16 protein-coding genes and 1 pseudogene are annotated in these 17,744 nt (G+C 40.8%); 12 read left to right on the top strand and 5 right to left on the bottom strand.

Annotated features, from left to right (window positions below):
- Positions 1-88 precede the first annotated feature (88 nt).
- Together cysI and ACTJJQ_RS00080 are read right to left on the bottom strand one after the other, a co-directional pair.
- Complete coding sequence (cysI, locus tag ACTJJQ_RS00085; protein ID WP_440599840.1) at positions 89-1,807, bottom strand: assimilatory sulfite reductase (NADPH) hemoprotein subunit; 1,719 nt, start codon at positions 1,805-1,807, stop codon at positions 89-91.
- A gap of 33 nt (positions 1,808-1,840) precedes the next feature.
- Complete coding sequence (locus ACTJJQ_RS00080; protein WP_440599839.1) at positions 1,841-3,652, bottom strand: assimilatory sulfite reductase (NADPH) flavoprotein subunit; 1,812 nt, start codon at positions 3,650-3,652, stop codon at positions 1,841-1,843.
- Between the two features lie 299 nt (positions 3,653-3,951).
- Between ACTJJQ_RS00080 and ACTJJQ_RS00075 the strand changes: the two genes are divergently transcribed.
- Both ACTJJQ_RS00075 and ACTJJQ_RS00070 read left to right on the top strand, forming a co-directional pair.
- Complete coding sequence (locus tag ACTJJQ_RS00075) at positions 3,952-4,329, top strand: DUF3221 domain-containing protein (RefSeq protein ID WP_061419260.1); 378 nt, start codon at positions 3,952-3,954, stop codon at positions 4,327-4,329.
- Positions 4,330-4,492: 163 nt separating this feature from the next.
- Positions 4,493-5,365, top strand: a complete 873-nt coding sequence (locus ACTJJQ_RS00070) for a trypsin-like serine peptidase (protein WP_440599838.1) — start codon at positions 4,493-4,495, stop codon at positions 5,363-5,365.
- 65 nt (positions 5,366-5,430) lie between these two features.
- Here ACTJJQ_RS00070 and ACTJJQ_RS00065 read toward each other — a convergent pair whose 3' ends face one another.
- Positions 5,431-6,858, bottom strand: coding sequence for an aldehyde dehydrogenase family protein (locus tag ACTJJQ_RS00065; protein WP_217967093.1), 1,428 nt, complete (start codon positions 6,856-6,858; stop codon positions 5,431-5,433).
- A gap of 212 nt (positions 6,859-7,070) precedes the next feature.
- On the opposite strand from ACTJJQ_RS00065, the gene ACTJJQ_RS00060 reads away from it, so the two are divergent.
- The 3 genes from ACTJJQ_RS00060 to ACTJJQ_RS00050 are packed head-to-tail and all read left to right on the top strand — an operon-like array spanning position 7,071 to position 8,703.
- Positions 7,071-7,496, top strand: coding sequence for a DMT family transporter (locus ACTJJQ_RS00060; protein WP_008343684.1), 426 nt, complete (start codon positions 7,071-7,073; stop codon positions 7,494-7,496).
- A gap of 13 nt (positions 7,497-7,509) precedes the next feature.
- Positions 7,510-8,196 (top strand): Crp/Fnr family transcriptional regulator, encoded by a 687-nt coding sequence (locus tag ACTJJQ_RS00055; protein WP_041092782.1) that lies wholly within the window; start codon positions 7,510-7,512, stop codon positions 8,194-8,196.
- Between the two features lie 21 nt (positions 8,197-8,217).
- A complete protein-coding gene (locus ACTJJQ_RS00050; protein WP_024718278.1) occupies positions 8,218-8,703 on the top strand; it encodes a DMT family transporter in 486 nt (161 codons plus the stop codon).
- Positions 8,704-8,715: 12 nt separating this feature from the next.
- Here the strand turns inward: ACTJJQ_RS00050 and ACTJJQ_RS00045 are convergent, their stop codons facing one another.
- Entirely contained in the window at positions 8,716-10,122 is a 1,407-nt protein-coding gene (locus ACTJJQ_RS00045) for a phospholipase D-like domain-containing protein (RefSeq protein ID WP_024718279.1), read from the bottom strand.
- 160 nt (positions 10,123-10,282) lie between these two features.
- Here ACTJJQ_RS00045 and ACTJJQ_RS00040 point away from each other — a divergent pair, with 160 nt between their 5' ends.
- The 5 genes from ACTJJQ_RS00040 (at position 10,283) to ACTJJQ_RS00020 (ending at position 14,878) form a co-directional block, all read left to right on the top strand.
- Entirely contained in the window at positions 10,283-11,059 is a 777-nt protein-coding gene (locus ACTJJQ_RS00040; RefSeq protein WP_007499235.1) for a MurR/RpiR family transcriptional regulator, read from the top strand.
- 130 nt (positions 11,060-11,189) lie between these two features.
- Positions 11,190-12,104, top strand: a complete 915-nt coding sequence (pfkB, locus tag ACTJJQ_RS00035; protein WP_217967094.1) for a 1-phosphofructokinase — start codon at positions 11,190-11,192, stop codon at positions 12,102-12,104.
- 12 nt (positions 12,105-12,116) lie between these two features.
- Complete coding sequence (locus ACTJJQ_RS00030) at positions 12,117-13,532, top strand: PTS fructose transporter subunit IIC (protein WP_039167833.1); 1,416 nt, start codon at positions 12,117-12,119, stop codon at positions 13,530-13,532.
- A gap of 15 nt (positions 13,533-13,547) precedes the next feature.
- On the top strand, positions 13,548-14,006 hold the full coding sequence (locus ACTJJQ_RS00025; RefSeq protein ID WP_254001286.1) for a PTS sugar transporter subunit IIA: 459 nt from the start codon (positions 13,548-13,550) through the stop codon (positions 14,004-14,006).
- A 2-nt stretch (positions 14,007-14,008) separates the two neighbouring features.
- Positions 14,009-14,878 carry a class II fructose-bisphosphate aldolase gene (locus ACTJJQ_RS00020; RefSeq protein ID WP_440599837.1) on the top strand — a complete coding sequence of 290 codons (870 nt, stop codon included), beginning with the start codon at positions 14,009-14,011 and terminating at the stop codon, positions 14,876-14,878.
- 43 nt (positions 14,879-14,921) lie between these two features.
- Here the strand turns inward: ACTJJQ_RS00020 and ACTJJQ_RS00015 are convergent.
- Positions 14,922-16,443: pseudogene (locus ACTJJQ_RS00015) on the bottom strand (MDR family MFS transporter); the annotation flags it as partial.
- Positions 16,444-16,613: 170 nt separating this feature from the next.
- Between ACTJJQ_RS00015 and ACTJJQ_RS00010 the strand changes: the two are divergent.
- Together ACTJJQ_RS00010 and ACTJJQ_RS00005 are read left to right on the top strand one after the other, a co-directional pair.
- Positions 16,614-17,033 carry a MarR family winged helix-turn-helix transcriptional regulator gene (locus tag ACTJJQ_RS00010; protein ID WP_046527668.1) on the top strand — a complete coding sequence of 140 codons (420 nt, stop codon included), beginning with the start codon at positions 16,614-16,616 and terminating at the stop codon, positions 17,031-17,033.
- Positions 17,034-17,201: 168 nt separating this feature from the next.
- On the top strand, positions 17,202-17,744 hold a 543-nt coding region (locus ACTJJQ_RS00005; protein WP_440599937.1), incomplete at its 3' end, for a T7SS effector LXG polymorphic toxin.

Raw genomic sequence — 17,744 nt, 5'->3', positions numbered from 1 at the left:
ATCACGCTGAAAAGAAGACAAAGGGCTAAAATAAAGTTCATTTTAGCCCTTTGTCAACAATCTGAGACAGGATGGTTCCTGTCTCTTTTTATTGCACATGAAAATTCGTTCCATCTGTTGTCTCTTTCACAATCCCTGCACGAATGACAAAATCGCCGAAATGTTCATTTTCTTCTCGTTCTTTTGCGTAGCGGGGGAGAATAGAGCCAAGTTCTTTTAAAATGTCTTCCTCACCCACATTTTCACGGTATAATTTACTTAATCTGCTGCCATCAAATGCGGCACCAAGATACATATTATACTTACCAGGTGATTTTCCGATAAATCCAATCTCTCCAAGCGCATGACGAGCACAGCCATTTGGACAACCAGTCATTCGAATGGTGATTTCTTTATCACTTAATCCGTTTTCTTCAACGATGTCTTCGATTTTATCAATCAATCGAGGAAGGTAGCGCTCTGCTTCAGCCATCGCTAAACCGCAAGTTGGCAAAGATACACAAGCCATTGAGCTGCGGCGCAGGGCGGAGTGCTGCTGGCCGTCTGATAAACCAAACTTCTGAATGAGCTGTTCGATTTGTTTCTTTTTATGAGTTGTCACATTCCCAATGATTAAATTCTGATTGGCGGTTAAACGGAAGTCACCTGTATGAACTTTGGCGATTTCGCGGATGCCTGTCATCAGCGGATAATCATCATAATCTGTGATGCGTCCGCCTTCTACAAACATCGTATAATGCCATCTGCCATTAATGCCTTTTACCCAGCCATAACGGTCACCGTTATGATCAAAGTGATAATCCTTTGCCTCTAAAAGAGTAAACCCAAGACGGCGCTCAAGCTCTTCTTTTACATTCTCAAGACCAAGGCGGTCCACCGTATATTTAAAGCGGGCATTTTTTCGCACGGAACGGTTTCCGTAGTCACGCTGAATGGTGATGACTTGTTTGGCAATTTCTACGACCTGTTCAGGTGTACAAAAGCCGATGACCTTTGCAAGCTGCGGATAAGTCGCTGTATCACCATGCGTCATACCCATTCCGCCGCCAATTGCGACATTAAAACCGACCAGTTGATCGTTTTCGATAATGGCAATAAAGCCTAAATCCTGCGAAAAAACATCAATGTCATTAGCAGGAGGGACCGCCACGCCAATTTTGAATTTCCTTGGCAAATAATGCGGACCATACATCGGTTCAACTTCCGTATCTGGCGTTGCCGCAACCTTTTCCTCATCAAGCCAAATTTCGTGATAAGCTCTTGTTTGCGGGAGCAGGTCATCACTTAATTTTTTCGCCAGCTCGTATACATCATGGTGCACTTCTGATTGATAGGGGTTTGATGTACACATGACATTCCGGTTCACGTCTCCGCAAGCAGCGATTGTATCAAGCATAGTAGAATGAATGTCTTGAATGGTTTTTTTCATATTCCATTTTAAAATACCGTGAAGCTGAAAGGTTTCACGAGTAGTCAGCTTTAACGTACCGTTTCCGTATTTGTGAGCAAGCTCATCCATCACAAGCCACTGCTTAGATGTGGCGATTCCGCCAGGCAGACGGACACGCAGCATAAATTGATAGGCAGGCTCAAGCTTTTGTTTTTGTCGTTCATTTCTCAGATCACGATCATCTTGTAAGTAGCTGCCGTGATGCTTCATCAGACGGTTGTCATCATCCGGAATTCCCGCTGAGATCGGATCAAGCATCACTTCTTTTAACGTACCCCGTAAATAATCACTTTTTTCTTTGATTTCCTCTACGTCGCTCGGAGGTCCATCCGGCGCTGTTAATGCTGTCTTCACCATGTAAGTAAAAGCTCCTTTCTTTCAAGCATCAAATCAATAAACGTCACGCTGATAGCGTTTTTGCTGCTGTAAGTTGGCAAGATAGCTTTCTGCTTTTTCTTTGCTCATCGCACCTTCTTCTTGAATGATGGATAGAAGGGTATTGTGGACATCATGCGCCATATGCTTTTCATCTCCGCAAATATACACGTAAGCACCTTGCTCAAGCCATTCAAATAATTCTTTGCTTTGTTTCTTCATTTGGTGCTGGACATATACTTTTTCCTCAGTATCTCTTGAAAAAGCCACGTCCATTTTCGTTAAGACGCCATCTTTTAACCACTTTTGCCATTCCGTTTGGTATAAGAAATCCGTCACAAAATGCTGATCACCGAAGAATAACCATGACTTTCCGTTTGCACCCATTTCCTCACGCTCCTGCATAAATGAACGGAAAGGGGCGATGCCTGTGCCTGGTCCTACCATAATGATCGGTGCATCTGGATCTTGAGGAAGCTTAAAGTTTTGGTTGTGCTGAATATAAACAGGTAACGTATCACCTGGCTGCAAGCGCTCTGCACATAAAATCGAGCAGACACCTTGGCGTTCTCTTCCGTGCGCATCATATCTAACAGCACCTATCGTCAAATGAACCTCTTCGTCATTTGCTTTGAGACTGCTTGCAATGGAATAAAGGCGTGCAGGGATTTTTCTTAAAATGGACGTGAAGTCTGCGGCGGTTCCTTCAAAAGGACCGAAATCACGAGCTGCATCTACTAAGTCCCGGCCTGCGATATATTCTTTCAGTTTTTCTTCGTTTCCTTCTTCTAAAAGGGCATGCAAGGATTCACTTTTTGTCAGTTCAGCGATCTTTTGAAGAAGTGGTTTTGTTAAAACCGTGATCTCAAAATGCGAGGTGAGTGCTTCTTTTAAAGGAAGAGTGTCTCCATTTTTATGAACGGTGACGGATTCTTCTGCATTCCACCCGCATGTTTGAATCAGTTCGTCGACAAGCGCAGGATCATTTGTCGGATAAATGCCAAGGCTGTCACCTGGCTCATACACGAGACCTGAACCTTCAAGCGAAAGCTCTAAGTGACGTGTTTCTTTATTAGATCCACGCCCATTTAAGTTGATATTTTCAAGAACTTCAGCATAAAAAGGATTCGTTCTGGAATATTCAGAAACGGCCGTACTGTTGGCTCCCGCTGATTCTTGCGGCAGTGATACAGCTTCACCTTCACTCAAAGAAGAGGCAACACCTTGAAGCCATTCTGAAAACGGCTCATCATAATCAAGGTCACAATCCACTCGGTCAAACAGGCGAGTACCGCCAAGCTCTAGGAAGCGTTCGTCAAATTCTTTTCCTGTCTGACAGAAGAATTCGTATGAGCTGTCACCTAATGAAAGGACAGAAAAGCTTAAATGATCGAGCTTTGGCGCTCGTCTGCCGTGAACATATTCATGGAACGAAAGGGCATTATCCGGCGGATCTCCTTCGCCATGTGTGCTGACAATGACCAGTAAATTGTTTATTTTTTTCAGATTATTCGGTTTAAAATCGGACATAGAAGAGAGCGTCACTTGAAAGCCTTTCTCTTCAAGATGCTGGGCTGTCTTTTTTGCTAACCCTTCGGAATTGCCTGTTTGCGACCCATAAAGCACGGTCACATCTTTGCTCACAGGCTGGGCAGATGCTGCGGCAGAAGGCGCCGGAGTGACAGCTTCTGAGCCGGCAAGCGCTGCCTGCGCTGATAAATAACCAGTAAGCCAAATTTTTTGCTGATCTGTTAAAGTCGGAAGCAGCTGATTGAGTAACTCTGCCTGCTCCTGGCTAAACGGACTGTTCAATACATGAAGTTGCAACAATATCCACCTCACAAGGAATATAAACATAGATTAATTCGATAGGAATTATATATATAGGTTCAATTTGAACTTTACCGAAAGTTTGCCATTAAGTAAAATATATAATATTGATTGTCATGATTAAGATTTCTAATACTCTTAAAAATGAATAAAGCTTTTTAATTTTCGAAAAGCTTGGGCGCTAAAAAGAACGTGATTTTAATATCTTCATTTTAAATTTTTTAACAAAAAATTGATTTTATAGATTAAAATGTTAATATCAAAGTTTTATTAAATCATAGGAGCTGTAAGTAACATTGAATATTTATAAAGTTTCAATCTTAATCTTTACTCTCTTCTTAGTAGGTTGTGTTCACGTCAATGAAAAAAAAATTAATACGGAACCTAGTAGTGAAAAAAAAGAAACGCTTTTCTCTGCTAAAGGTATACTGTTACACAAAGAAAAGAACGTTGGTTTACTTCTTATTAACAATAAAACCCCTAAAAAAAATGATTATCTATTGGAATCGGCTACTCTTGTTGATAAGTATAGTTCTGATCTTATAGTGATTGATCTATCAAAAGTAAATAAGCAGAAATTGAAACCGGGACAAAAAATAGAAATTTGGTTTGAAGAACTAAAAGAATCTAATCCTCCAAAAACTACAGTGAAGAAATACAAAACTATCTCTTGATTTCCATTAAACTTCCAATTATCATAATTTTATATAGTAAATGTTATGTTGGAGGTATTGATATAAAAAACTTGTTTTGTTTTTTGTAAGCCTTTTAAGTTTATTGTTGCTGCCTATTAATGCAAAATCCTATAGCCCCTATGACATAATATCCAAAGGTGGAGTGGAAATTCCATTTTCAGAATATAAAACTAAGGTAGATAAGAAAGATCTCTCCCATCAAGAAGGAACTCCTCCTATAACAGCAACTACATTGAAAGAATCCGACATCGCAGATTTTACACCCAGCAAATTAAAACCAGAAAAAATTTATGATAAAAATACATTTTTACCATTAAAAAATGATTATTCTAATACAATAAAACCATTTGCGGTTATTGGTGGAGACGGCAGGAAAAAAGTTAGCAATACACTAGTTTCTCCTTATAACAAAATTGCTTATTTTTATGGTGAAAACAGTAAGTACGGTTATTCATGTACAGCAAACGTCATTGCAAAAAATAAAATCTTAACCAATGCTCATTGTGTTTACGATTCAGATAGAAAAGAATACATTAAATATGGATTCGCTATTCCAGAAATGAAAGATTCTCATTATTCTTTAGGTGCTTATGAGGTAGAAGACTATTTAATACCAGGTGGATATATCAAAGAAGGAAAATCAATTTATGACTATGCTATTATTAAGTTAAAATCAATGCCTGGATACAATATTGCAGATAAAACAGGAAGCTTTGGAATATCACAAGTTTCAAAATTAAAAGGATCAACAATAAGTATTACGGGTTATCCAGGAGACTTAAACACAAAAGAAGGAAAAATATCTCAATATACAATGTCAGGAAAAGTGACATCCGAAAGTTCTGATTTAGCTTTTTATAAAATAGATACAGCAGGAGGACAATCGGGGTCAGCAATGTTAAATACAAAAAATAGAATCGTAGGAGTCCATAATGCAGCTTATTCTTCAGGTGAAAATGGGGGACCTAAAATGACTTCTGCGGTTATGACCTTTGTATCTTACGGTAAAGGATAGAAATTTTTTTGTTAACTTCTTAAAAAGGGGAGAAAGACACTTCAGTGTTTTTCTCCCTTCTCAAATTACGCCGTTGGAAGTCCCATCACAGCTTTCACTTCTAAATATTCCTCGATACCGAAGTCTCCCCATTCTCTTCCGATACCTGATTGCTTAAAGCCTCCAAATGGGGCAAAGTAATCTGTTTCTGCATTGTTAATGGTGATTTGACCGGCACGAATATGTTCAGCGACATATTTTAATGTTTTTTCATCTTGACCAACAACATACCCGGCAAGACCATACACTGTATCGTTGGCGATCTCAAGGGCATGATCGAGGTCTTGATACGTGATCACACTCATGACTGGCCCAAAGATTTCTTCTTGCGCAATGGTCATATCATTTTTCACATTAGTGAAAATGGTATGCTTGGCGAAATATCCTTTATCGATTCCGTCTGGCTTTCCAGTTCCCCCAGCAAGAAGGGTAGCACCTTCTTCGATTCCTTTTTCAATATAAGATTGCACTGTATCCCACTGCTTTTTAGAAACAAGCGGGCCAGTAGCGTGATCTTCTCTCGGATCACCAACTGTAAACTTCGGCAGGGCGTTCAGCAGCGCTTTTTCAAACTTGTCTTTCATTGATTCTGGAATTAGCACACGTGTAGCTGCAGAACACACTTGACCTGTATTCATCGCAATATGATGAATGGCTGTTTCTGCTGCTTCGTCCACATCTGCATCGTCTAAGACGATAAGAGGGGATTTTCCGCCAAGCTCAAGTGCTACTTTCTTCACATTGTCCGCTGCGTTTTCCATAATTTTAGAGCCGACGGCACCTGATCCTGTAAATGAAACGAAGTCAATATCAGGATGTGAGCTAATGCCGTCACCAATCACGTCACCCGTTCCGTTTACTAAGTTGAAGACTCCTCTCGGTACACCTGCTTCATCAATAATTTCTGCAAGAATCATCGCAGCAAAAGGGGTAATTTCCGCTGGCTTTAAGACAACTGGTGAACCTGCCGCAATGGCACCCGCAATTTTAAGAGATGTCTGATTCGTCGGGAAGTTCCACGGTGTAATCAATCCGCTGACACCAATCGCCTCTTTTATAATCGTATGTCCACCGCGGTCTTCGGTAAATGTATAAGATTTCAGTGCTTCCGCTGCTTTAGAAAAATGTTCATAACCCATTTTGTAATGAACTTCTTCGGACACTTTCAGCGGTGCACCAAGTTCTTGTGTCATCACTTCTACAAGTTCATCCTTGCGTTTTTCGTACCCGCGCACAATGTTTTCCAGCATTTCTACTCGTTCATTTCGAGATGTTTTTGAGAAAGAAGGGAAGGCGGCTCGAGCTGCTTTGACAGCTTGATCTAAATCTTCTTTCGTTCCTAAACTAATGGTGCCAATGACTTCCTCTGTCGCAGGGTTAATGACCTCCGTCGTTTCGTTTCCTGTTGATGCGACCCATTCTCCATTAATAAAGTGTTTCTCTTGATTTCTCATTCTGACATGTCTCCTTTTTATATGTGATTCAATCCAATATTCTGTTTTCAGCTGATATAAAACTGTACCCACTATGAAAAATCTAAAACAGAGAAACTGCATGAGAAAAAGTTTCTGATATAATACGCAAAGTGGGACATATGTCCTTTTCAACATGAGGGCATCTATCATTTAATGGAACTAGACTGAAAAAAGAAGGAGCTTTTGAACGAATGAAAGGTGTTATTTTCGCATTATTAGGAGGCGCTTGTATTACACTGCAAGGCGTAGCCAACGCCAGAATTAGTCAAGATATCGGGACGTGGCAGGCGGCAACGATCACGCAGCTGACAGGGTTTATCATCTCTCTCGTCATTTTACTCATCGTACGGGATGGCCACTTTAAGGAATACAAAAAAGTGCAGCCTCTTTATTTAATTGGAGGTGCATTTGCAGCCATTATTATCTTTAATGAGGTCACTGCCATTCAAATCATTGGCGTGACACTCACCATCGCTGCTTTACTTATCGCACAGCTTGCGTTTACCTTTGCCATCGATGCAAAAGGATGGTTTGGTGTTCAGAAGAAAAAAATGAAATGGCCCCATTATGCAGGCATCTTTTTAATGATTGCAGGCGTCATCATCTTAAAACTATAAAGGAGGGCATCAGATGGAGGAGTTGCATGATGAATCTCTTTTTTCCTCTTATATGAAGACGCATCAGTTACAGAATGTCTTTCATCAAAAACTCATCTCACATGTGAGCTTGTGGCGCTATCAGCAAGGTGAGCTGATTTGTTCAAAAGGGGATAAAAGGGAGTATATGTACTTGCTGGTGAAAGGAAAATTAAAGATTTTCACCACCACAAAGGAAGGAAAAACATTTATTCTTTGCTTTAAAAACCCACTTGAAGCGATTGGAGATATTGAATACGTTCAGCAGACAGATATGGTCAATACAGTTGAAGCCGTTACAGAAGTACATATGCTGAGGATTTCTCATCAAGCCCTCATGCGGCATGCAAAGGACGATCCTCGAGTTTTAACCTTTTTGCTCAAGGGCATCACAAACAAATTTTATACAAAATCAAATGATTTAAGCTTCCACCTTTTATACCCTGTAGAGGTCAGGCTAGCAAGCTATTTATTGTCTGTTTTAACAGGTGATGATGACGCGCACGCACGCACGCTTCGCCTCACGGATGCAGCGAGCTTAATTGGAACAAGCTACCGCCATATTAATCGGGTCATTCAGCAGTTCCAAGAAAAAGGGCTGATTGAAAGACGAAGAGGAAAGATTACGATTTGTGATCAAAAAGGGCTTTTAGAAATAGCAGAACACAACATTTATGAATAGAAGAAACGAAGGGACTTATATATGATCATAGGAATAATATTAGCTGTCACTGCTGGGGCACTTGTCAGCTTACAAACCATTTTTAATAGTAAAGTCAATGAGCATACAGGCTCTTGGTCAACAACGACGCTAGTTCTAGGAATGGGATTTATCGCTTCACTTTTGATGGGTCTTTTGTTAGAAGGAACCGGCATGTTTCAATTAAGGCATATGGAAGCCTGGTACTGGATAAGCGGGGCCATCGGGGTAGGCGTTGTCATCTGTCTTGTTCAGAGCATCAAACGTCTCGGTCCCACTTATGGAATCTCGATTGTTCTCACCTCCCAGCTAGGTTGTGCGCTTCTATTTGATTCGCTTGGCTGGCTTGGGTTAGAAAAAGTAACATTTTCTTTTACAAAATTATTAGGTGTACTTGTCATTGTGGCAGGAATCCTCGTATTTAAGTTAACCAAGCTGGAACCAGTAGAAGAGGAGCAGTCAAGAGAAAAAGGGCTGCCACAAAAGTAGCTGCCCTTTTATTTAAATCAACCGCCGCCATAAAACCGTTATGGTAGATAAACCAGTTAAAAGGAGCCTTTTCATGAAAGGCTTTTTTTTCTGTCCATAGTCGCTTGCTTTATATTCTGTTCGATCTTTCGCTACGAGAACACTATAAGCGATTTTTCGTTCGATTGCTTCCGTAAGAGATAACGCAAATGGTGCACTATCAATCACCAAAATCGATTCAGTATTTAAAAAGCTGGATCTTGCATCTAGATTATATGTTCCAATAATACTTAAGTTATCATCAATGACCATTGATTTCGCGTGAATTGAATACGGACCTTGATACTCATACAAATGAACACCTGTTTTCATGAGTTCCTTTTTCGTGCTTAAATATCCTGCAAATGCTAAAGGGTTTGGTGTCGCTGTAAGAGAATTCGTCACGATCGTCGTTTGAATATCACTTGGTAATGGCGTGAGTCCGTCTTTCATTGGCCGTGTCGGTATGACATAAGGCGTCTGGATAAGAACCGAACGCTTTGACCGCTGTGCGAGATCGTTTAACTTTTTCAAGACGAGCGGACGTTTATTTAAGCGTTCCACTGGATTTGTGAAAAATGCAATCTGTTTTGCACGAATGGCGTCTTTTGCCCAATCATATGTGGACGTGACAAAGGGTTCTTTTGTACGAATGGCTTCCTGATAAGATCGAAGCAGCTGTTTTCTTAGCTTTTTTCCTTTTTTCGCTTTTGCCTTGGAAAATACATCTTTTGTTCTTTTCGTAAAATCATGATTCCACAAATAAACGAAATACTGTTCCATTTCATCTAATACTTTTCCTTTTTTGGCGTTGTAGAGCAGCACATCTCGGTCATATGCAAAGTCTTTCGGCGGCTGATCTGCAAAGTATTTATCACCAATATTTCTGCCGCCCATGACAGCGACCCTGCCATCTGCCAAAAGAAGCTTATCGTGAAGGCGGTTATGCCACGTCCATGGCTTGAACAAACGAAAAGGCTCATAAAAACGAATCGCCATATTCGGGTGATTCGCCACAGCATAACGCAAATGCTTCAGCGGTCCACGCAGGCTATGGCAAATGCCATCTAACAACAGCTGAACTTTTACTCCTCGATCAGCAGCTTCAATTAAAGCACCAAGCACCCATTCGGCGGTTTTTCCTTTTTGAATGGAATAATAACTCAAACGAATGTTCTTTTTAGCCTCTCGAATCATTTGAACTCTCACTTGACCTGATTCAAACCCGTCATCAAGCAGCATGACTTGATTTATGCCTTGGTCGTCTCCTGAGATGGAAGAGGCTTTATAGATGCAATGTTCTTTACATGTTTTTTGAAACGGTAAATAAAACAAGACAAATGCGGTCAAAAATACATACACCACATATAAAAGGATCAGAAAAAATAAGAATTGAAGCACAGTGATCAACTCCTTTCACACAAACCGTTCTTTTTCTTAGCTTATGTTAAAAACAAAATTTCACTCATCCAGCTTTCTAATGAAAAATACAGGATAAAAGAATCACCTTGTTTTCATAGGGCATTTAATTATAGTATGAAATGAGTAAGGGGGAATCGCATTGAATGAACCATTATTTAATATACCAAGTGATGTGTATCAAACGTTAAGTGAAACAGAACGTTATTTACTGCATTATATTCACCAGCATTTAGAGGATATCTCCACCTTATCCATCGTCACATTAAGTGAAAGAGCCAATGTGTCGACGGCGACCATTGTCAGACTGATGAAGAAAATCGGATACAATGGCTATACATCCTTTAAATATCGATTGAAACAAGAAAAGAAAATGACAGATGATAGTGATCAACTAAAAAATATTGACGAAGACATCAAACTAGCCATTCGAAAAAATGAAGAAGAGGTCTTAAAGACGATTCAACTGCAAAGTATTGGGCAAATTGAGGATGCGGTTCAAAAGATCCATGATGCAGACAAAATTTATATTTTTGGCAGAGGCTTTTCAGAGATGATCGCCAAAGAGATGACCATCAAATTGCAGCTCATCGGAAAAACATGTGAAGTTCATGACGACCCGAATATCATTCGGCTCAAATCGCGTGACATTGATAAAAACGAGCTTGCCATCTTTGTTTCATTAAATGGAGAAACCTCAGAACTAGTGGAAGCCTGCCAAAACCTCAGTATGAAGCAGGTCACGACCATTACGGTCACAACTAGAATTGATTCTACATTAAGTAAAATATCAGATATGACACTCGTCGGATATAAAGGGGAACAATCATTCTTCCCAGATTATGAAGTCAGGTCCCGCCTGTCGCTTCATGTCATTGCCCGTATTTTACTAGACGCCTATGTGATTCGGATGAAATAAACACTCAAAAAGCCTTCCACACTTTATGATGGGGGGCTTTTTACCGTGAAAACCTTTACACAATCTGAAAACATTTTCACTGAATCGTATGAGATACTTTCTTTAGAGAAAAGAAAGAAGGTGAAACCAATTGATTTATACCTGCACCTTAAATCCTGCTATTGACCTATATATTGCATTAAAAGAAATGCGGGCAGATACAGTCAACCGCACGGAAGATGAGGATTATCAGCCGAATGGAAAAGGTGTTAATGTCTCCATTATGCTAAAGAAATATGGCTTCACCAGCACTGCATTAGGATTTATTGCTGGGTTTTCAGGTTCATATATTGAACAATCGTTAAACGATCTCTCCATTCAAACTGATTTTATCCCAGTGGATGGGATTACACGCATTAATGTATTTATTAACACAACGGAAGAATACAAGCTTGTGAATCAAGGACCTGCTATTGAGGCAAAAGCGCTTGATGCCTTTCGCGAAAAAATCTCGACCATTCCAAAAGGCAGCATCTTCATTATGTCAGGCAGTCTGCCTAAAGGCGTTCCTGCTAGCATTTTCTCAGAGATAGCCGCTATTTGTCATCAAAACAACGTGAAATTTATTTTAGACACAAGTTCTAAAGCGGTTTTAGAAACACTTCAATACAAACCATATTTACTAAAACCAAATGAAGAAGAGATTGCCGCATTTTTTGGAAAAACCCACCATTTATCAGAAACAGAACTCGTTGAATCAGGACGAAAGCTGATCGAGATGGGTGCAGAGCAAGTACTCATTTCCCGAGGAGGAGAAGGTGCACTATTCCTTACAAACGAAGCCGTATTAAAAGGAAATGCACCAATAGGAACGGTCGTAAACACGGCTTGTTCTGGTGATGCCATGCTCGCTGCATTCCTAAGTAAACAGCTGGAAGGACGACCTCATGAAGAATGCTTACGCTACGGCATTGCAACAGGGGCATCTACCGCCTTTTCAAAAGGGTTAAGTGATTTACATGACATTGATTCATTAATTGAGCAAATACACATTCAGAACATATAAGGGGGAGTTCACATGAGCCGCAAGAAAATTGTCGCTGCCACTGGCTGTCCAACAGGCATTGCGCACACATTTATGGCAGCAGAGGCATTAAAAATCGCAGCTGAGCAATTAGGGGTCGACATCAAAGTTGAAACGCATGGTCAAGTAGGAATTGAAAACGCTTTAACGGATCAAGACATTTTGGAGGCCGATGGGGTCATTGTCGCTGCTGACAAAGATGTGAATACAGATCGTTTTCACGGCAAACCACTCATTGAAGTGCCTGTAGCAAAGGGGATTCGCACACCAAATGAACTGATTCAAGGCATTATCAATGGAGAAGCTCCCGTTCATCAAGTGAAAGGAAGAGCTTCTGGAACAGAAAAAACATCTGCGCCTTCATCAGCTCAACAAAAGTCAGCGAATAAGTGGATACACACCATCTACAAACATTTAATGAACGGTGTATCACACATGCTTCCATTTGTTGTTGGAGGCGGGGTCTTAATTGCTTTATCTTTTCTATTCGGTATTTACTCAGCTGATCCTCAGCATGAAACGTATCATCCGTTTGCTGCCTACTTGAAAAACATTGGCGGACTCGGCTTTAGCTTAATGGTACCTATTTTAGCAGCATTTATCGCTGATTCAATCGCCAAACGCCCAGGGATGGTTGTCGGATTTATCGGTGGCTTGCTTGCAAACGATGGAGGCGCTGGATTCTTAGGTGGTATTATCGCTGGTTTTGCAGCAGGGTATATCATCGTACTTCTTCAATTCCTGCTTCAAAAATTACCAGCATCACTTGACGGATTAAAATCAATTTTCATCTATCCTGTCATTGGTATTTTCTTAATTGGGGCTGTCATGACCCCGCTATTAGTTCCAATCACAGGGCTAAATAATTCATTAATGGATTTTCTCTCATCAGTTCAATCCACAAATCCATTGCTTTTAGGTTTAATTGTTGGAGCCATGTGTGGATTTGATATGGGAGGACCTTTTAACAAAGCAGCCTATGTCACAGGAACGGCTTTACTCGCAGAAGGTAACCTTTACTTCATGGCAGGGGTGTCAGCAGCATGTATCACACCACCGCTTATCATTGCGATTGCCACAACGATTTTCCGAAAACATTTTACACCACAAGAACGAAATGCTGGGATGATCAACTATATTCTCGGAGCGACTCATATTACCGAAGGAGCCATTCCATTTGCAGCAAAAAACCCAGTCGTTGTCCTGCCAATTATCATGTTTGGCTCGGCCATCTCTGCCATTTTGACCTATCTGTTTGGCGTACAGGTTCCTGCTCCGCATGGTGGATTCCTTGTCTTACCAGTCGTCACAGGGGCATTTCAGTGGGTGCTTTCCATACTCATCGGATCACTTGTAGGTGCGATTCTATACGGACTTTACCGCAAGAAAATAGACAAACCCGCAGTTTAATAGGGAGGAAGAGAAATGATGGAACATATTTATATGAATCTACATGAAACGGCTTCTTCACAGGCTGGCGTTTTCGCAGCCATAGCTGACATTGCCGCTGAAGCAGGTATTTGTACATCTCCTGAGGCAGTCAAAAAAGGACTAGCTGAAAGAGAAGCTCTGAGTACAACCGGCTTTCAAGATGGATTTGCCATTCCGCATACACAGTCAGACGCCATCACAAAACCGGCACTCGTCATCGTCCGTACAGAAACCGGAATCGAATGGGACGCTTTTGATGGGAAGCCTTGCTTTTTCTTCTTATCCTTACTCATTCCAAAAAGTGAAGCAGGAACTACTCACTTACAAGCACTTTCTGCTCTTTCACGAGGATTAATGGATGAAACGAAACGGCAAAAACTGCTCGAAACAAGAACAAATGAAGAAATGCTCACTTTATTAAAAACAGAGATTTTGACAAGAGAGGATGTTTGACTATGCCTTTACTTTCCACAACACCCATGCTTGAAGCAGCAAAAAAAGAAAAATACGGAATTGTCGCATTCAATGTACATTCCTTTGATAGTATTTACTGGGTACTTGAAACGGCAGCTGAATTAAAATCACCTGTCATTTTGCAAACAACGGTTGGCACGGTCCAATCGCTTGGCGCAAAAGCCATTGCAGATACAGTAAAGGCGGCAGCTGATCAATACCAAATACCAATCGGCCTTCATCTCGATCATTGCACTGATTTTGATGTGATTCTTACTTGTATACGAGCGGGATATACATCCGTGATGATCGATGCTTCCATGCATTCATATGAAGAAAATGTACGCCGCACAAAAGAAGTGGTGGACCTTGCCTTAAAAGTAGGTGTGAATGTAGAAGCCGAGTTAGGCAAGGTAGGCGGGGTAGAAGATGATATTGTCGTGGATGAAAAGGATGCTCAAAAAGCCATTCCATCAGAATGCCGTCAATTTGTAGATGAAACTAGTGTACCTACTTTAGCACCTGCGATCGGCACGGCCCACGGCATCTATAAAGGGGTGCCGGATATCGACTTTGACCGCATTGAACAAATTGCAGCGCTTGTCGAAGTGCCACTTGTCCTTCATGGTGGTTCAGCTGTACCAGATGAGGATGTCAAAAGATGTGTCGCACTCGGTATGGCAAAGGTCAATGTGTCCACTGAACTGAAAAATGCATACTCTGAAGCGATTCGTGATCATTTCTCAAACGAACCTGAAAGCTTAGATCCGCGTATGTATTTACAAAAAGCAAAACAAGCAGCCAAAGACATGGTCACATCTAAAATAAAGATCGTTGGCAGTGAAGGAAAAGCCCAACTTTTATATCAATAAGATGAAAAAAAGCAGAGCCGCATCGCTCTGCTTTTTTTACATTATTCGCTTTCTTTCATTTCATTTGATGTACGTACTCGTGCATTTCCCATAAATACGACCGTAATCGCCGCAAGTGCAATCGGGAATAAAGCAATCATAAATACATACGTAATACTTTGTGACATCGCATCAATCACTTTATTTAAAATATCAGGCGGAATTTGTGAGCGTGCCCCCTCTTGGAAAATGGCTTGTGGGTCACCAACTTGAGAAGAAGCTCCTTTCATTCCGCTAAAAGCATCTGCTAAACGATTTGTCAGGACATTGGTTTGAATCGTTCCAAAAATCGTCACGCCTAAAGTCATCCCAAGTGATCTCATGAATGAATTGGTAGAATTAGCACTGCCGCGGTAGCGCGGAGAGAGATCATTCATTGAAGCAGATGGCAGAAGGGAGAAGCTAAATCCAACGCCAAAACCTGAAATCATCATAAAGAGCGTAAGCCACAATCTTGCTGTATCAGGCGACATATTGGCAAGCAGCAGCATGCCAGCAAAAAATGAAATCACAGAAATCGTCATTAATCGTCTAAAAGGTACTTTCGTCTGCATCGTTCCACCAATCATACTGCCAATCACAGACCCAATCATCATCGGTGTTAAAATGAACCCGGCACTTGTTGCAGATTCACCGTACACCGCCTGGACGAAGATAGGAATAAAGACAGCTAGAATAATAAACGTCCCGCCATATAAAAACGCCAAAATTTGAGATGTCGCAAACAAACGATTTTTAAACATCCAAAAAGAAATAATCGGTTCTTCGGCCTTTCGTTCAACAATGAAGAAGATGGTTCCGAAGACAACAAACACAGCAAATAGTGTCAAGATTTGAACAGAATCCCATGCATACGATTTACCGCCAAGCTCAAGGGCGAACATTAAACTGACAACCGCAACGACAAGTGTAATGGCACCTGACCAGTCAATTTTCTGCTTACGATGCTCGAGCGATTCTTGATAAAATTTGGCGATCAAGAACACACTGACAATACCGATTGGTACGTTAATATAAAACACCCAATGCCAGCCGATCGAATCCGTAATAATCGCTCCTAACAGCGGGCCTAATACACTGGATAGACCAAAAACTGCACCAAACATACCGGACATTTTCCCGCGCTTTTCTGGCGGGAAGATATCAAAGATAATTGTGAAAGCGATCGGAAGAAGAGCACCGCCTCCAAGTCCTTGAATCGCACGGTAAATAATGAGCTGATCCATTGTTTGTGCGATGCCGCACAGCGCAGATCCAATTAAAAAGAAAATAAGTCCAAACAGAAAAAAACGCTTTCGACCATACATATCTGAAAGCTTTCCATAAATCGGCATACCGGCCATCACTGCCACCATGTAAGAAGCAGTCACCCAAGCAAATTTATCAAAACTGCCCAAATCGGCGACGATGCTTCCCATTGCTGTTGCGACAATGGTGTTGTCCATCGCTGCCATAAAAATCCCTAACAGCAAACCGATGACAACAAAGCGAGTGGATGCCTTGCCTTTATGATCCACGTTATTCATTTCATTTACCTCCTGCTTACGTTCTCTTCACTTTTTTGCTATGATCAAGTTAATTATAAAGTAAGAGAACATTTATCTTGATGATCAAGATAAATTGATTTTAAAGGGAGGAGAACAAGTTGTCAATAAAGAACGACGCAGAAGACAAAGCAGACCTGATCATTCATACGATGAGACGCCTTGCTACACGAACAGTCCTATTTCACCAAGCAGCCGCTCAATCGCTCGGCCTTTTCCCAACAGATCTCAAATCAGCCGATTTATTAAACGAACTTGGTCCTCTCACAGCAGGAGAATTAAGTGAAAAAACCGGTCTTAGCTCAGGTGCGGTCACAGCTCTCATTGACCGGTTAGAAAAAGCAGGCTACGTCAAAAGGGAGAAGGACCCAAAAGACAAGCGAAGGGTCATCATTGTTCCATTAACAGCGGGGAAATCACAAGTGAAGGAACTCTTTCAATCTTTATCGGCATCAACTAAACAGCTCACAAACGAATACAAACGAGAAGATTTAGACTTGATCATTCAATTTATTAACGAAGCAGCAGATATTATGGACCAAGAGCTACAATTGCTTAAGTCTAAGTCTTAAGAGAGCACAATGTTAAGGGAGTGCTTTTCTTTGAAAAATAAAATAGTGAGGATATGCTTCTGATCATTTACATATTAAGTACTGTTTTTGTATCTATATTCCTATTTAATGACAAACTTCGTGTTGGTAAAATTGACCTCGTCAATGAATAGGAAGGAGTGAATTCTTCTGGGCAAGATACTTGATGCACAAGCACTAACCAGTGCCATGGATACAAGGGCAAAACACTATCAGGAACTCCGTGAACAAATGATAGATTTAAAAAAGGCACTTCAAGGTGTTGCCAATCTCGGTGACGACTTCACTGGAAAAGGTGCCGATAACATTAAAAGCTTCTACAAAGAACTCGCCGGAAATGTGGACATGTTTATTAGTTTCATTGATAAACAAAAAGCCTTTCATGAAGGTGTTTCTGGGACACTTGATGATACAAATTTTGGCGGCGACACCTTTGTAGAAGAACACTTTTTAGACAACGCTGTACATATGGGAATCAAGAATGCCAAAAGCATCGTGAAGGATCAAAAAAAGGCACTCAAAACGATTTTTCAAGATATTGACGACCTCATTTCTCTGGAGGTATTTGATAGTAAAACCTTTGACGAAAAGATTGCAGATGCGGAAGGTGAACGGAAGAAAACGGTTAAAGATTTAATAGAACTTGATCAAAATCTAAAAGATGAATATGCTTTGTCAGAGACTGAGGAGAAG

The sequence above is a fragment of the Bacillus sp. 22483 genome (genome assembly GCF_052044605.1).
GTDB lineage: Bacteria > Bacillota > Bacilli > Bacillales > Bacillaceae > Bacillus > Bacillus altitudinis.
Note: the sequence above shows the minus strand (reverse complement) of the source record. Positions and strands in the feature narration are given on the sequence as shown.

What these genes read in the sequence shown, in the direction of transcription:
- cysI (WP_440599840.1), bottom strand. Translation starts at nt 1,807, where the DNA reads ATGGTGAAGACAGCATTAACAGCGCCGGATGGACCTCCGAGCGACGTA.
- ACTJJQ_RS00065 (WP_217967093.1), bottom strand. Translation starts at nt 6,858, where the DNA reads ATGAGAAATCAAGAGAAACACTTTATTAATGGAGAATGGGTCGCATCA.
- ACTJJQ_RS00060 (WP_008343684.1), top strand. Translation starts at nt 7,071, where the DNA reads ATGAAAGGTGTTATTTTCGCATTATTAGGAGGCGCTTGTATTACACTG.
- ACTJJQ_RS00055 (WP_041092782.1), top strand. Translation starts at nt 7,510, where the DNA reads ATGGAGGAGTTGCATGATGAATCTCTTTTTTCCTCTTATATGAAGACG.
- ACTJJQ_RS00050 (WP_024718278.1), top strand. Translation starts at nt 8,218, where the DNA reads ATGATCATAGGAATAATATTAGCTGTCACTGCTGGGGCACTTGTCAGC.
- ACTJJQ_RS00030 (WP_039167833.1), top strand. Translation starts at nt 12,117, where the DNA reads ATGAGCCGCAAGAAAATTGTCGCTGCCACTGGCTGTCCAACAGGCATT.
- ACTJJQ_RS00025 (WP_254001286.1), top strand. Translation starts at nt 13,548, where the DNA reads ATGATGGAACATATTTATATGAATCTACATGAAACGGCTTCTTCACAG.
- ACTJJQ_RS00020 (WP_440599837.1), top strand. Translation starts at nt 14,009, where the DNA reads ATGCCTTTACTTTCCACAACACCCATGCTTGAAGCAGCAAAAAAAGAA.
- ACTJJQ_RS00010 (WP_046527668.1), top strand. Translation starts at nt 16,614, where the DNA reads ATGAGACGCCTTGCTACACGAACAGTCCTATTTCACCAAGCAGCCGCT.